Annotated in this window: 19 protein-coding genes; 8 read left to right on the top strand and 11 right to left on the bottom strand. The window is 54.3% G+C overall.

Annotated features, from left to right (window positions below):
• Nucleotides 1-12: 12 nt before the first annotated feature.
• The 8 genes from F3J28_RS09230 to mdtH all read right to left on the bottom strand — a co-directional run bounded on the left by F3J28_RS09230 (nucleotide 13) and on the right by mdtH (nucleotide 6,190).
• Nucleotides 13-567: a cytochrome b gene (locus F3J28_RS09230; protein WP_166875203.1), complete on the bottom strand. Its 555-nt coding sequence runs from the start codon at nucleotides 565-567 to the stop codon at nucleotides 13-15.
• Nucleotides 568-831: 264 nt separating this feature from the next.
• Nucleotides 832-945, bottom strand: coding sequence for a DUF2770 family protein (locus tag F3J28_RS09225; protein WP_166875200.1), 114 nt, complete (start codon nucleotides 943-945; stop codon nucleotides 832-834).
• 45 nt (nucleotides 946-990) lie between these two features.
• Nucleotides 991-2,112, bottom strand: coding sequence for an N-methyl-L-tryptophan oxidase (solA, locus tag F3J28_RS09220; protein ID WP_166875197.1), 1,122 nt, complete (start codon nucleotides 2,110-2,112; stop codon nucleotides 991-993).
• Between the two features lie 129 nt (nucleotides 2,113-2,241).
• Nucleotides 2,242-2,496, bottom strand: a complete 255-nt coding sequence (gene bssS, locus F3J28_RS09215; protein WP_008453527.1) for a biofilm formation regulator BssS — start codon at nucleotides 2,494-2,496, stop codon at nucleotides 2,242-2,244.
• Nucleotides 2,497-2,795: 299 nt separating this feature from the next.
• The gene (gene dinI, locus F3J28_RS09210; protein WP_008453524.1) at nucleotides 2,796-3,041 is read right to left on the bottom strand and encodes a DNA damage-inducible protein I; all 246 of its coding nucleotides are present in this window, start codon (nucleotides 3,039-3,041) and stop codon (nucleotides 2,796-2,798) included.
• 75 nt (nucleotides 3,042-3,116) lie between these two features.
• Nucleotides 3,117-4,163 (bottom strand): dihydroorotase, encoded by a 1,047-nt coding sequence (gene pyrC / locus F3J28_RS09205; protein WP_166875194.1) that lies wholly within the window; start codon nucleotides 4,161-4,163, stop codon nucleotides 3,117-3,119.
• Nucleotides 4,164-4,316: 153 nt separating this feature from the next.
• Nucleotides 4,317-4,877, bottom strand: a complete 561-nt coding sequence (locus F3J28_RS09200) for a lipoprotein (protein WP_166875191.1) — start codon at nucleotides 4,875-4,877, stop codon at nucleotides 4,317-4,319.
• A 98-nt stretch (nucleotides 4,878-4,975) separates the two neighbouring features.
• Nucleotides 4,976-6,190, bottom strand: coding sequence for a multidrug efflux MFS transporter MdtH (gene mdtH / locus F3J28_RS09195; protein WP_166865567.1), 1,215 nt, complete (start codon nucleotides 6,188-6,190; stop codon nucleotides 4,976-4,978).
• A 229-nt stretch (nucleotides 6,191-6,419) separates the two neighbouring features.
• On the opposite strand from mdtH, the gene rimJ reads away from it, so the two are divergent.
• From rimJ to F3J28_RS09170, 5 genes are all read left to right on the top strand, one after another.
• On the top strand, nucleotides 6,420-7,010 hold the full coding sequence (rimJ, locus tag F3J28_RS09190) for a ribosomal protein S5-alanine N-acetyltransferase (RefSeq protein WP_008453513.1): 591 nt from the start codon (nucleotides 6,420-6,422) through the stop codon (nucleotides 7,008-7,010).
• A gap of 3 nt (nucleotides 7,011-7,013) precedes the next feature.
• Nucleotides 7,014-7,661, top strand: coding sequence for a YceH family protein (locus tag F3J28_RS09185; protein ID WP_166875188.1), 648 nt, complete (start codon nucleotides 7,014-7,016; stop codon nucleotides 7,659-7,661).
• 2 nt (nucleotides 7,662-7,663) lie between these two features.
• Nucleotides 7,664-8,587 carry a Gfo/Idh/MocA family protein gene (locus tag F3J28_RS09180; RefSeq protein WP_166875185.1) on the top strand — a complete coding sequence of 308 codons (924 nt, stop codon included), beginning with the start codon at nucleotides 7,664-7,666 and terminating at the stop codon, nucleotides 8,585-8,587.
• A gap of 113 nt (nucleotides 8,588-8,700) precedes the next feature.
• On the top strand, nucleotides 8,701-10,236 hold the full coding sequence (gene murJ, locus F3J28_RS09175) for a murein biosynthesis integral membrane protein MurJ (RefSeq protein ID WP_166875183.1): 1,536 nt from the start codon (nucleotides 8,701-8,703) through the stop codon (nucleotides 10,234-10,236).
• Nucleotides 10,237-10,313: 77 nt separating this feature from the next.
• Nucleotides 10,314-10,796: a cold shock domain-containing protein gene (locus F3J28_RS09170; RefSeq protein WP_008453505.1), complete on the top strand. Its 483-nt coding sequence runs from the start codon at nucleotides 10,314-10,316 to the stop codon at nucleotides 10,794-10,796.
• A 54-nt stretch (nucleotides 10,797-10,850) separates the two neighbouring features.
• Here F3J28_RS09170 and flgN read toward each other — a convergent pair whose 3' ends face one another.
• The 3 genes from flgN to flgA all read right to left on the bottom strand — a co-directional run bounded on the left by flgN (nucleotide 10,851) and on the right by flgA (nucleotide 12,327).
• On the bottom strand, nucleotides 10,851-11,276 hold the full coding sequence (gene flgN, locus F3J28_RS09165) for a flagella biosynthesis chaperone FlgN (RefSeq protein WP_008453503.1): 426 nt from the start codon (nucleotides 11,274-11,276) through the stop codon (nucleotides 10,851-10,853).
• A 2-nt stretch (nucleotides 11,277-11,278) separates the two neighbouring features.
• Nucleotides 11,279-11,572 (bottom strand): flagellar biosynthesis anti-sigma factor FlgM, encoded by a 294-nt coding sequence (gene flgM, locus F3J28_RS09160; protein WP_166875180.1) that lies wholly within the window; start codon nucleotides 11,570-11,572, stop codon nucleotides 11,279-11,281.
• 95 nt (nucleotides 11,573-11,667) lie between these two features.
• On the bottom strand, nucleotides 11,668-12,327 hold the full coding sequence (gene flgA / locus F3J28_RS09155; protein WP_166875177.1) for a flagellar basal body P-ring formation chaperone FlgA: 660 nt from the start codon (nucleotides 12,325-12,327) through the stop codon (nucleotides 11,668-11,670).
• Between the two features lie 159 nt (nucleotides 12,328-12,486).
• Here flgA and flgB point away from each other — a divergent pair, with 159 nt between their 5' ends.
• From flgB to flgD, 3 genes are read left to right on the top strand one after another with little or no spacing between them, the layout of a single operon-like run.
• The gene (flgB, locus tag F3J28_RS09150; RefSeq protein WP_008453500.1) at nucleotides 12,487-12,897 is read left to right on the top strand and encodes a flagellar basal body rod protein FlgB; all 411 of its coding nucleotides are present in this window, start codon (nucleotides 12,487-12,489) and stop codon (nucleotides 12,895-12,897) included.
• A 3-nt stretch (nucleotides 12,898-12,900) separates the two neighbouring features.
• A complete protein-coding gene (gene flgC, locus F3J28_RS09145) occupies nucleotides 12,901-13,305 on the top strand; it encodes a flagellar basal body rod protein FlgC (RefSeq protein ID WP_008453499.1) in 405 nt (134 codons plus the stop codon).
• Between the two features lie 11 nt (nucleotides 13,306-13,316).
• Nucleotides 13,317-14,015: a flagellar hook assembly protein FlgD gene (gene flgD / locus F3J28_RS09140; RefSeq protein WP_008453498.1), complete on the top strand. Its 699-nt coding sequence runs from the start codon at nucleotides 13,317-13,319 to the stop codon at nucleotides 14,013-14,015.
• Nucleotides 14,016-14,021 lie beyond the last annotated feature (6 nt).

The raw sequence follows: 14,021 nt of genomic DNA, 5'->3' as shown, positions 1-14,021 counted from the left end.
TACTCTCCATAGTTAACGGGATGCTTTCCCCAGCATGCGCTTGAGGGTGGCATCTTTATCTAGAAAATGGTGCTTTAAGGCCGCAAGAGCGTGTAGTACGGAAACAATCACCACGGTCCACGCCAGCCAGAGATGAACTGTCCCGGCAAGATCGGCCTGCGCCCCGAAGTCGGTTAGCGTGGCGGGCACATCAAACCAGCCAAACACGCTAATGGGTTTACCGTCAGCCGTTGAAATCAGATACCCGCTCAGCAAAATGGCGAACAATAATGCATAAAGCAAAATATGTGCGGTAAGCGCGCCGATGCGCGTCAGGCGTGAATAACTTTTTAACGGTGGCGGCGGAGGCGATATAAAGCGCCAGAGAATACGAATAGCCAGAGCAGACATTAACAAGATGCCGATGCTCTTATGTATTTCTGGTGCTTTATGGTACCAGACGTCGTAATAGCCCAGCGTGACCATCCACAGTCCGAGTGCAAACATGCCGTAAACCGCGGCGGCAACCAGCCAGTGAAGCAGAACCGAAAAATGTCCATAGCGTTCGGGTGAGTTTCGCCATTGCATATTTATGCGTCCATGTATTTTCTAAAGAAGCTAAAACATAGGCGTTCTTTTAACAGCAGATCAACATAAATATCCGTATTTCGATATATATTTATTGTATGTCTGTTTTTTTGAATAACACTCGCGGCAGGCGTTCAGTAGAGTCGAATGAATATGATCGTTTTTGATTGGGAAGAGTATTTATTGGCGGTTAATTATTTGCGCTAAAACTATATTTAATTAATTTTACGTCAACAATTGTCAATGCAACATGAATCTGAATAATTAAAAGAAATAGATATAAGCCAGATCGAGAAGTGCAAGTATTGCCCAGAGAAAAAGATACAGAATAAAGTGCTCGCGAATATTGTTGGTTAAAAATTGAATAAAGCGAATCATGATGGCCCCGGGTAAAGTGGCGGAAGTGCCCGCCACTTGAGAATTCTACGCCGTTTTGAAGCGAGAAAGTACAAACGGGGATAAATCAAAGGCAGGTTTTTGACCCAAAGCAAACTGGCAGGCAATTTCGCCTAAAACGGAGGCGAATTTGAACCCATGTCCGCTCAGCCCGGTAATGATCAGGGTGTTGTCATGGCCGGGGAGAGTATCAATGATGAAATCTTCATCCGGCGAATTGTCATAGGTGCAGGCTTTACCGTGCAGGCAGCAGCCGATGCCGGGTAAAAATTCGCGCAAGAACGGAAAGACTTCAGACCCATCGCTGGCGACGGCGCCAAAGGGTTTACGCTGCTCGGGGGAGTCAATCAGCTGCCCGCCGTTGTGCTTGCCCAGCTTCAGTTCGTTGTCTTCCGCCGGGAAGCCGTAATACTGATCGCCGTTGGGTGTTTCTGCGGTAAACGCCGGGAATTTGTTGTTCTCGCTGTAGCGCCCATCGGCCTGGTGCCAGGCAAAGATTTTGCGAACCGACGCGATCGGCAGGTCCGGCAGCAGTTTGGTGACCCAGGTCCCCGCGCTGACCAGCAGCTTGTTCCCGTGATATTCACCTTCTTCAGTCACGACGGTGACACCTTCGTCGCCGTGGCGGATCGCCGTCACCCTGCAGTTAAAAAGCTGAGCGCTGCCGCCTTGCTTAGCAAGGTTGATGTAGGTTTCGATGGCAAGCTCACTTTTCAGTACGCCTGAGTCCGTCTCAAACAGGCCGACGTAGTTTTCAGGCACAGCAATCTCCGGCCAGCGGGCGGCAATCGCGGCGGCGTCCAGTGTTTCAACCGGCAGGGAAAATTTCTCTGCGCTGGAGGCGACATTGCGAATAAAGGGCGAATCAGATGGCCCCAGGTTAATGACCCCGGTGCGGTGGAAGAGCTTCTCACCGCTGGCTTCAGCCAGGGCATCCCACAGTTTTTGTGCTCGCAGGACCAACGGGACATATTTTTCACCTTCGCCATAAGCATGGCGCATCAGGCGAGTGTCGCCGTGGTGGCTGCCCTGGTCATGCGGCGGGTGGCCGCTGTCGATCATCAGTACCTTCAGGCCCGAGTGTGTGGCATAGCAGCCTGCGGCGGCACCGACGGAGCCGCTGCCGACAATGATGAGGTCGTAGTTCATAAGCTTTTCTCTGTGGAAAATTATCTGTAGCAGGGTAATTAATTCACCGGAACGATGCAATTGACGGTGACGCTTAAAATAAAAAAGGCACCCCGTTGGGTGCCTGTGGCCATTGTTAAGCATGTGTCGTCAATGCTTGCGATAATCGCTTTCCTGGTAATCACTGGATTCAATTTTGGCTATCCCGGCCTCAAGGATGGAAATAAATTGCCGGGCGACATCGGTGGTCAGCCAGAGGGTCTGACCGATTTCGGTTTCATCGTGCTTCTGATTATTGGATGTCAGGTAATGCAGGCGCAGCATCATGGCGTCGTAGCTGTCGACGGTGCTGATATCCCATCCGACGAGGGGATGAGTCTGAATAACATCACTATTTTTTTCCATCATAACCCCTTTTATACGTGTTTAAAGACAACGACTAGTGAGGTTCATGCGTGATTTATCGTGAAGCGACTTAAGTATATCAACACTCTTGCGGTCATGGGGATGAAATAATTACCTGGTAACACTTTTTCCACATTATCCGAGAAAAGCGAACAATAAATCGACAGGCTATTCCGATGTAATCGGAAAGAAAGGCAGGAAAGACTTTAGCGGCGTTTAAAAAATAATCAAATCAGTGAGGGAAATAAAAAAAACCGGATGGCGACACCCGGCAAAAAGTACCAACATACTTGAGGGTATTAGTCGGCAGAGAACCAATCGTCAGCGCTTTCCCAGGTTTCCTGGAGGATCTCGCTGATTCGCGTTTTGTCTTCTTTGGCACCGCCCAGCACGGAGAGGTTATTGCCGGAGGCATAACGTACCTGCACTTCGCTGCTGGTGTCGGGGAAATGTTGATTGATACGGCGGGAAAGCTCACTGGCAAGGGCATCGATAGCCCCGGCTGGCAATGGTGTTGTTTTGGCTATAGTGACTTCAATACGCATAACGACCCCCTGTACAATATACTGGATATTTATACAGGGTTAATTTCCAGTAAGCAACAGGGGGCGTTGAAAAATTTAGCCTTTAACGGACCAGACGACCTCTTCACCCGCCAGGAACGGCACGATGCTGTCGTCGCCGGCTTCAATCAGTTCTGGCATTTTCTCAGCGACGCGAACCAGCTCGATGTGCTCTTCATTGACCGGCAGGCCGTAGAAGCGCGGGCCGTTCAGCGAAGCGAAAGCTTCAAAATGCTGCAGCGCGTTCATTTCTTCAAATACCGTCGCATAGGCACCGAGCGCGGAAGGTGCGTTGAAGCAGCCGGCACAGCCGCAGCTGGCTTCTTTACGATGACGGGCATGTGGCGCAGAGTCGGTGCCGAGGAACACGCGATCGCAGCCGCTGGCGACCAGCTCGCGCAGAGCTTCCTGGTGGATGCTGCGTTTCAGAATCGGCAGGCAATAAAGGTGCGGACGAATTCCGCCCACCAGCATGTGGTTACGGTTAAACATCAGATGCTGAGGCGTGATAGTCGCGCCAATCAACGAGTTGCCTTCTTTCACATACTGGGCGGCATCTTTGGTGGTGATATGTTCAAACACCACTTTCAGCTCAGGTAGCTGGCGACGCAGCGGCTCCATGACGGTTTCAATAAAGCGCGCTTCGCGATCGAAAATATCGATATCAGCATGGGTGACTTCGCCGTGCACCAGCAGCGGCATGCCAATTTTCTGCATACGCTCAAGCACCGGCAGAATGGCTGCGGTGCTGGTTACGCCGTGAGCGGAGTTGGTTGTGGCGTTCGCCGGGTAAAGCTTGGCGGCGGTAAACACGCCTGCATTGAACCCGCGTTCGATTTCGTTGGGATCCAGCGTGTCGGTCAGGTAGCAGGTCATCAGCGGCTCAAACTTTTGCCCGGCCGGAACCGCATCAAGAATGCGCTGGCGATAAGCGATAGCGGCCTCTACGCTGGTCACTGGGGGCACAAGATTGGGCATGACAATCGCGCGGCCATAGGTCTGGCTGGTGTAAGGCACCACGGTTTTCAGCATCTCACCGTCACGAAGGTGAATATGCCAGTCATCTGGGCGGCGGATTTTTAATACCTGAGGTAATGCGGTCATCAATGTGCTCCGGCGTGAGAGGGAAATCAGTCATCAAGGGCTGCTTTTATGCCGGGCACTAAGGATAAGGGGAAACGTTATCGTTTGCACCCCTTATGTTGCTCATGTTGTACAAAACCCTCAGAGCGCATGAACGGCTCTGAGGGGCAGGGGCTATTCCGTTAACGGAATGATTATCTCACCGGGTTTTACTTCAATGCCTTTGGCATATTTCTTCGCTAGCGACTCGCCGGTGCTGCGGTCTTCGCTCAGGATATAAGCAGGCTGCTGATTGAAGTAGCTGCGCAGGGACTGGTTAAGGTAAGGGATCATGGTCTGCAGTACGGTCTGCATTTTTTGCGGCTCGACCTGAGCGTCAACCACCTCCATTTCCTGCAGGTAGATGGCGCCTTGCTCTTTATTGAACACCGGCAGTGCTTTCAGCTTGAGCTTCAGGATGGCTTTTGGGTTACCAAACAGGGATGTCATGTCGAGATTGGCATCGCCGGTCAGGGTAATTTTATTCGGCTCTTCCCGTCCTATCTGACTGACTAAATGGGTTAGCACCACATGGGCTTCAGCCACGCCGGGCAGGCCAATATCCTTCGAGAAGTTATTGTGTTTTTCCAGCGACTGGTTGATTTCCTGTTCGCTCACGCTGTACTGCGTTAACTGGTTGCATCCTGAGAGCAGGCCGCTAAGCATCAATGCTGCGGCAAAAACAATCTTCTTCATAGGCTTCCTCAAAATAGCGGCTCCAATGCCGTGCCTTGCTTTATCAGCATAATGCGGCACGGCGGGAGCGGCTACCGGAAAAAGATGATACGAGAAAATTATCCCTGCCCGCCAGGCTCCAGCATCGTTGGCTCAACGGGTCTAAGGCTAAATTGCCACCACAGAGCTGCAAGGGTGATACAGCCGATAATGCCGAGCATGGCCCAGGGTAATTCCGGCTGCTGCAGCGCTTTCCCGGCGTCAAACAGCCAGCCACCGCCGGTGTAACCTAGTGCGCCGCCCAGCGACAGGCCCAAACGGCTGAACCCCATATAGCTGCCGCGAGCGCGGGCATCCGCCAGCGAGGCACTGAGTGTTTCCCGAGCAGGCTCGGCGATGATTGAGCCGATGTAGAAGGTACAGATCAGGGCGAAAAGCTGCTGCAGGTTGGAGGCCAGACCAATAGGCATCAGGCTCACCGTCATCAGCACCAGGCCTGCCATTAAGCGTTGCTCCAGGCGGAAGCGCCTTTCACTCCAGCGGGCAATAGGGTAGAGCAGCGTCAGCGAAAGCGCGGCTTCGATGGCGTACATCCATTTTACCGCCGACGCGGTACCGGCAATGTCGTTGACCATCAGCGGCAGCATCAGCATGACCTGCACCGCCAGCATGTAATAGCCGGTGAGCGTCAGAACATAGGTGATAAAGCGTTTATCTCGAAACACGCGCCCCATGCCTTCGCGCATTGGGGTGCGGATCGTTGAAAGCTTATAGGCGGGCAGCAGCCAGGCATTAAGCGCGGCGCACAGGACAAACATTACGGCACCGACGGCGCATACCAGACGGAAGTCGTACTGCAACAGCCAGCTGCCCAGCAAAGCACCGATCACCGCTCCCGCGCTGTCCTGCATCATCAGGATGGAGAAGAAGCGGCCGCGGTGCTGAGGGCGAACCAGTTTGACGACCAGCGCCGAGCGGGGCGGATCAAACAGCGTTCCGCCAATAGCGGAGAGCAGGCAGGAAAGCCATAGCATCCAGGGTTCCGTGGCGATGCCCATGGTGGCAAAGCCTGCGGCCCGCAGCAGCATGCCGGTGACAATCATCGGTTTAGCGCCCAGCCTGTCGGCAATCGCGCCGCCGAAGACGCCGAGCCCCTGCTGGATAAACTGACGCAGACCCAGGGCAATTCCGACCATTAAAGCGGCCCAGCCCAGCTGGTCAACGAAGCGAATGGAAATCAAAGGGAAGACAACGAAAAAACCTAATACCACTAACATGTTATCAAGCAGCAGGAAATATTTACCCAGGCTCCTTGCCTGCGCCACCCGCGACATCTCCCCTCCAGGGAACTTAATTAAACGCGACAAGTCTTTATTCTCGCTTGGCATTCGGGCTTTTAATACCTGATGCAGGACAATATTTTTTTATCGTGCAACGACTTTGATTCAAGGCTTTAATCGAAAAAAGTGATGTCGCTTCATGTTGTTGTTTTCACACGGCGGTCAGGCGCAGGTATAGTAACAAGATGAGCCCCGTTAACCGGGATGAAGGAGTGGGATAAACATGTTTGGCTACCGCAGTAACGCACCAAAAATTCGCCTGGTGACTGACCGTCTGGTGGTGCGTCTGGTTCATGAGCGAGATGCCTGGCGCCTGGCGGATTACTACACGGAAAATCGCCTGTTTCTGAAGCCCTGGGAACCCGTTCGGGATGAGAGCTACTGCTATCCTTCGGGCTGGCAGGCAAGGCTGGGCATGATAAGTGAAATGCACAAGCAGGGTAGCGCGTACTACTTCGCGCTGCTCGACCCGGAAGAAAAAGAGGTTATCGGCGTCGCCAACTTCTCCAACGTGGTGCGTGGCTCCTTCCATGCCTGCTTTCTCGGGTACTCCATCGGTGAAAAGTGGCAGGGGCAGGGACTAATGTACGAGGCCCTGGCCAGCGCCATTCGCTATATGCAACGTAGCCAAAATGTGCATCGCATTATGGCCAACTATATGCCGCATAATCAGCGCAGCGGCGACCTTCTGGCGCGCCTGGGCTTTGAAAAAGAAGGCTATGCAAAGGATTATTTGCTGATTGACGGCGTATGGCGGGATCACGTTCTCACCGCGCTGGTTAATCAAGACTGGACCCCAGGTCGTGGAGTTTAAAAGATGAAATATCAGTTAACGGCGATTGAAGCCCGCGTTATCGGCAGCCTGCTGGAAAAACAGCTCACTACGCCAGAGCAATATCCGATGTCCGTCAACGGCGTGGTGACCGCCTGTAATCAGAAAACAAACCGTGAACCGGTGATGGAGCTGAAAGAGCATGAAGTCCAGGACTCGCTGGACGGGCTGGTCAAAGGCCATTATTTGCGAACCGTCAGCGGGTTTGGCAACCGCGTGACGAAATACGAGCAGCGTTTTTGCAACTCCGAGTTTGGTCATTTAAAGCTAGCGCCAGCGGAAGTGGCTGTGGTTACGACTTTGCTGCTGCGCGGCGCGCAAACGCCGGGTGAGCTGCGCAGCCGCGCCGGGAGAATGTTTGAGTTCACCGATATGGCGCAGGTAGAAGCGACGCTGGAAGGGCTGGCTGGCCGTGAAGATGGGCCGTTTGTCGTGCGTCTGCCACGTGATCCGGGTAAACGAGAAAGCCGCTATATGCATCTTTTCAGCGGTGAGGTTGAGGCGTCAGTGTCCCCGGAACAAAGTATCAGCCCGGTTGCAGACGATCTCAGCGCGCGAGTGGACGCGCTGGAAACTGAAGTCGCCGAACTTAAACAGCGTCTGGATTCCTTATTGGCGCATTTGGGAGATTAAGGATGACGAAATTACGTATTGGCGTCGTGGGGCTGGGCGGGATCGCGCAGAAAGCATGGCTTCCGGTTCTGGGGGCATCCGATGACTGGTCGCTGGTGGGCGCATTTTCACCGTCCAAAGCGAAAGCGCTGCCGGTGTGTGAAACCTGGCGTATTCCGTATATTGATTCGCTCAGCAATCTGGCGGCGCAGTGCGATGCTGTTTTTGTGCATAGCGCCACCAGCTCCCACTACGCGGTGGTGAATGATCTGCTCAATGCGGGCGTCAGCGTCTGCGTGGATAAGCCGCTGGCGGAAAATCTGGCTGACGCCGAAAAGCTGGTGGAGCTTGCAGAGCGCAAAAAACGGACCCTGATGGTGGGCTTTAACCGCCGTTTTGCCCCGCGTTACCAGCAGTTAAAGGCAAAGCTGTCTGCCGGGGCATCCTTGCGGATGGACAAACACCGCAGCGACAGCGTCGGCCCGGGGGATCTGCGCTTCACGCTGCTTGATGACTATCTTCACGTCGTGGATACCGCGCTCTGGCTTGGCGGCGGCAGTGCCCAGCTGCAAAGCGGGACGTTGCAAACCAATGAATCAGGGCAAATGCTGTACGCCGAACACCATTTCAGCCAGGGCAACCTGAGCGTGACCACCAGTATGCATCGCCGCGCCGGAAGCCAGCGAGAGTGGGTGCAGGCGGTGACTGACGGCGGGCTGTATGAGGTAACCGACATGCGTCAGTGGCGCGAAGAATGCGGCGCCGGTGTGGTGGAACAGCCTATTCCCGGCTGGCAAACCACGCTGGAACAGCGCGGCTTTGCGGGCTGTGCGCGTCACTTTATCGACTGCGTGGCGAACCAAACTGTCCCGGAAACCTCCGGCGAGCAGGCGCTGCTGGCGCAGCGTGTTGTCGAGAAGCTCTGGCGCGAGGCAATTAGCGAATAAGCTGTAACATATCGCGGTAGCAATTCAGCGCCGTATCGGTAGACTATGCCGACTTGTCATCATCCATGTACGCCTGCATTGCAGGCGTTCATGTTTGTGGAATAACAGAATAAATGAACCTATTAAAATCGCTGGCAGCCGTCAGCTCGATGACCATGTTTTCACGCGTGCTTGGTTTCGCGCGCGACGCCATTGTGGCAAGGGTATTTGGGGCAGGGATGGCGACGGATGCCTTCTTTGTTGCCTTTAAGCTGCCGAACCTGCTGCGCCGAATCTTTGCCGAAGGCGCTTTCTCCCAGGCGTTTGTGCCCATTCTGGCCGAATACAAAAGTAAGCAGGGCGAAGATGCCACGCGCGTCTTTGTCTCATACGTTTCCGGGCTGCTGACGCTGGCGCTGGCGCTGGTCACCGTCCTCGGGATGCTTGCGGCGCCCTGGGTTATTCTTGTCACTGCGCCGGGTTTTGCCGACACGGCGGATAAATTTGCGCTAACGTCGAGCCTGCTGCGCATTACCTTCCCGTACATTTTACTGATTTCGCTGGCGTCGCTGGTGGGGGCAATTCTCAATACCTGGAACCGTTTCTCTGTGCCAGCGTTTGCCCCGACGTTCCTTAATCTCAGCATGATTGGCTTCGCGCTGTTTGCCGCCCCGCACTTTAATCCACCGATTCTGGCACTGGCCTGGGCGGTAACGGTAGGGGGCGTATTACAGCTGGCCTATCAGCTGCCGCACCTGAAGAAAATTGGCATGCTGGTGCTGCCGCGTATCAGCTTTAAGGATGCTGGCGCAATGCGGGTTATCAAACAGATGGGGCCGGCTATTCTCGGCGTTTCCGTCAGCCAGATTTCACTGATCATCAACACCATCTTTGCTTCGTTCCTGGTGTCCGGTTCGGTTTCCTGGATGTATTATGCCGACCGCCTGATGGAGTTTCCGTCTGGGGTTTTAGGCGTGGCGTTAGGCACTATTCTGCTGCCGTCGCTGGCGAAGAGTTTTGCCACCGGCAACCACGATGAATATTCCCGCCTGATGGACTGGGGGCTGCGCCTTTGCTTCCTGCTGGCGCTCCCAAGCGCGGTGGCGCTGGGAATTCTGGCAAAACCGCTGACCGTCTCTTTGTTCCAGTACGGTAAGTTCTCAGCTTTCGATGCCCTGATGACCCAGCGGGCGCTGGTGGCATATTCGGTCGGCCTGATGGGGCTTATCGTGGTTAAGGTTCTGGCGCCAGGCTTCTATTCCCGGCAGGACATTAAAACCCCGGTTAAAATCGCTATCGTGACGCTGATTTTGACGCAGCTAATGAACCTCGCGTTTATCGGCCCGCTGAAACATGCCGGACTTTCTCTGTCGATTGGTTTGGGGGCCTGTATTAACGCCTCGCTGCTTTACTGGCAGCTGCGTAAGCAGGATATCTTCCAGCCACAGCCCGGCTGGACGGCATTTCTGCTGCGCCTGGTCGCCGCCGTGTTGGTGATGTCTGCGGTACTGATTGGGATAATGTACGTTATGCCTGCGTGGGATCTGGGCAACATGCCTTATCGCCTGCTGCGGCTGATGGCGGTGGTGGTGGCCGGCATCGTTGCTTATTTTGCGACATTGTTGCTGTTGGGCTTCAGGTTGAAAGATTTCGCCCGCCGCACAATTTGATTTTTTCTGGGTGGATGACGGTTTCGTCACGCCGCCCTATTCTTTATATGTTGAAAGGTTAATTAGGTGACAGAGCGATGAGAGGAATAATCACAACCTGGTTCGAAGAGAAGGGCTTCGGATTTATCAAAGATGAAAACGGTGAAAACCGTTATTTCCACGTGATTAAAGTCGCCAACCCCGAGCTTATCAAAAAAGACGCGTCGGTGACCTTCGAGCCGGGGACCAATAATAAAGGGCTGTCGGCGTTTGCCGTGAAAGTGGAGCCGGAGAGTAAGCATCTGTTTATTGCGGGCGAGCGGCTTAAAATCACCTCGATCAAATCTTTCGTGGTGTACAGCGAAGAAGAGCCCGCGGACGGGAAGATTGATAAAGAAAATGCGGTGCTGTCGGTTGGGTTGCTGATGAACAGCATTCGTCCGAAGGCAGAGAAAAAAGAAGGGGAAATGCGCACCGTGAAAAAACTGGCCGTGACCACCTTCCAGGGCGAAACACACCTGTTCTCAGAGGATGAGATTGATATTGAGGCGACGGTAAAAGTCTTGAAATCGCTGAAATAAGCAAGCAGCTGGTCAAGGAGAGCGTTGACCAGCTGTTTTCATTGGCGAGGAGAATCAGATAGTGATTTTTTTGCCGCCGCGGCTGCCCTGCGCCGTTGCCTGCCCATCGGCGCCATAGAAGTCCGGTGCCTGATGCGGTTTTAACACGGCAATAGCCTGCTCATTGCGGGCCATCTGGTCTTCCAGCAACCAACCGTTATGCTGATTAATGTCCCGCAGGTGCAGGGTTTTTTGCGTGATCGTCTGCCAGCGCTGGCTAACATCCAGGCTGGTGACCGCCCCGGCGTTTTGTTCCGCGCGACGCTGTTGCTCCAGGTAATCTAGCGTAGCCAGCAGCGAGCTTTTATCTTCAGTTATACGTTGCAGCGCATTGCTGTTTATCTGGCCTGCGGAAAGCTGCAGCTGTTCAGCGTCCATCACCTCTTTCAGTGAATTCAGCACCGCGGTCATTTGGTCCAGCACTTCTAACAGACGACTCACCGTTATTTACTCGACAAATAGCTTTGGGCTTCCTGGATCAGCGCGTCGGCGATCTTGCCGGTATCCATCTTCAGGTCGCCGTTACGAATAGCCGTCTTCAGCGCTTCAACGCGTTCCATGTTGATATCGCCGGTGCCGGGCTGCATCAGTTTGGCCTGCGCATCACTCAGCTTTACGCTGGTGCTGTTGGCGGTAGTGGATTTTTCAAGACGGCTTTTCAGCGTCTGTGGATCGCTGGTTTCACGTGCTTGAACAGTGCTTACCGGTTTCAGTGGCGACGTGCGATCAATGCTCATTGTTCTCTCCTCATCGAGGGGCTCGCGGCGTAAGAGCCAGTCAGTATCATTTGTTGATAGTACTATCGGCAGTCGCCGCGGAATCTTTAAAAAGATTATAGATTAATCAGAATATTCCCATCAGCATCCACCGTCCCGCTCACTACCTGCCCTGAGGACATGCGAACGCGGGCATTTTGCGCGACGGCGGCGTTATTAAGCGCTTTGCCTTCTCCGTTGACGCTAAAGCCTTCGCCGGAGGCAATCACCTGAACCTGCTGACCGGCTTTTACTCGCCAGGCCTGGCGTACCATCGTCTGAATCACCGGCTGCCCGGGGGCTATATCCCGAAGCGAAACGGCGTCCGTCGCCTGGCCGAGATCCAGCATAGTCCGTGGCGGCAGTTGGTCAAGGCGCCCCTGGGTTAACTGCACGCTACTGGCATCGATCCTTGCACCACGGGCGATGGGGCGGCTGGCAACCACATACTGGCCCGTGGCAATCACCTGAACCTGAATAAACCGTTTGTCGCTGCCGCAGCGGGCCATGACGCTAACGTTGCCCCACAGTTTGGCATTGCCGGGCGTTGAGAATTCTGGCTGAGGGCAGGCTGGAAGCTGAGCCTCTGGCGTTTTCACCTTGACGCTGACGTCATCGCTGATCCCCGCCAGTCGCTGTTGAAAATACTCAGTCAGCGGCTGATCGAGTGCGCTCGCCATAGCCAACTGACCGAACAGCAAACTGGCTATACCGCTCAAGATTTTCAGACTTCTCATCGCGCTTCTCCGTATTCAGATTGCGGTGATTTTAACCGCGAGCCGTTTTGATCAAGGCGATAAATAGCGACGTATTTTGCGTTTATTCCACCCATCGCGTACGCGTAAGGGGATTTAAGCTTTCGGACGATTCCTAATTCTATGGACCATGGAGGAAGCATGCTCGATAAACTGGACGCCGCACTGCGATTTCAGCAAGAAGCGCTTAATTTGCGTGCTCAGCGCCAAGAGATTCTGGCCGCGAATATCGCCAATGCCGACACGCCGGGCTTTCAGGCGCGCGATATCGACTTTGCCAGTGAAATGAAAAAAGTGATGGAGCGCGGACGCGTTGAAGGAGGCGGCATGTCTCTGGCGCTCACTTCGGCACGCCATATCCCGGCAGAAACCCACTCCACTCCGTCGCTCGATCTCCTTTACCGCGTACCTGACCAGCCCGCCATGGACGGTAACACCGTCGATATGGACCGTGAACGTACGCAGTTTGCCGATAACAGCCTGAATTACCAAACAAACCTCACGGTGCTTGGCGGGCAAATCAAAAGCATGATGTCGGTGCTACAGGGATAATCGATGGCCTTACTCAATATTTTCGATATCGCCGGTTCGGCTATGACGGCCCAGTCCAAACGCATGAACGTGGCGGCAAGTAACCTCGCCAACGCCGACAGCGTCACCGGACCAGACGGTCAGCCTTACCGCGCAAAACAGGTCGTTTTCCAGGTGGATGCAGCCCCTGGCGCGGCCACCGGTGGCGTTAAAGTGACCAAAGTGATTGAGAGCGATGCGCCGGACAAGCTGGTTTTCCAGCCGGGCAACCCGCTTGCGGACGCGCGCGGCTACGTGCGTATGCCAAACGTTGATGTGGTCGGGGAGATGGTCAACAGCATGTCCGCCTCCCGTAGCTATCAGGCCAACGTCGAAGTGCTCAACACCGTGAAGGGCATGATGATGAAAACGCTCACTCTCGGTCAGTAACAGGAGCCTATATGTCCATTGCAGTCAAAGTGAACGATCCGACTAACAATGTTGATCCTACGGCTGGTGCATCGAAAAACAGCCTGACCGGCAACAGCGCCGCAGACCTGCAGGGGAGTTTTCTGACCCTGCTGGTGGCGCAGTTAAAAAACCAGGATCCGACCAACCCGATGCAGAACAACGAACTGACCACGCAGCTGGCGCAGATCAGTACCGTTAGCGGCATCGAAAAACTTAACACCACGCTGGGTTCCGTTTCCGGCCAGATCAACCAGAACCAGTCTCTGCAGGCCAGCGCCCTGATTGGCCATGGCGTCATGATCCCGGGCAACAAAATCCTGGCGGGGACCGATTCAAAAACCAACACCATCAGCACCACGCCGTTTGGCGTCGAGCTGCAGCAGGCGGCGGACAAAGTCACGGCCACCATCTCCGATAAAGACGGCAAAGTGGTGCGTACTATCGAGATTGGTGGACTGAGTGCCGGAGTGCATACCTTTACCTGGGACGGCAGCGCCAACGACGGCACCAACGTGCCGGACGGCTCTTATACCGTGGCGATCAATGCCACGAATGGCGGGACACAGCTGGTGGCTCAGCCGCTGGGCTTCGCTATGGTGAGCGGTGTTATCAACGGCAAAGATGGCCTCAAACTGGATCTCGGGACCTACGGTTCTACGACCCTCGATGCAATCAGGCAAATTATTTAAGCCTAT

The organism is Enterobacter sp. Ap-1006 (genome assembly GCF_011752835.1).
Lineage (GTDB): Bacteria > Pseudomonadota > Gammaproteobacteria > Enterobacterales > Enterobacteriaceae > Cedecea.
This window is presented reverse-complemented; position numbering and strand designations above follow the sequence as displayed.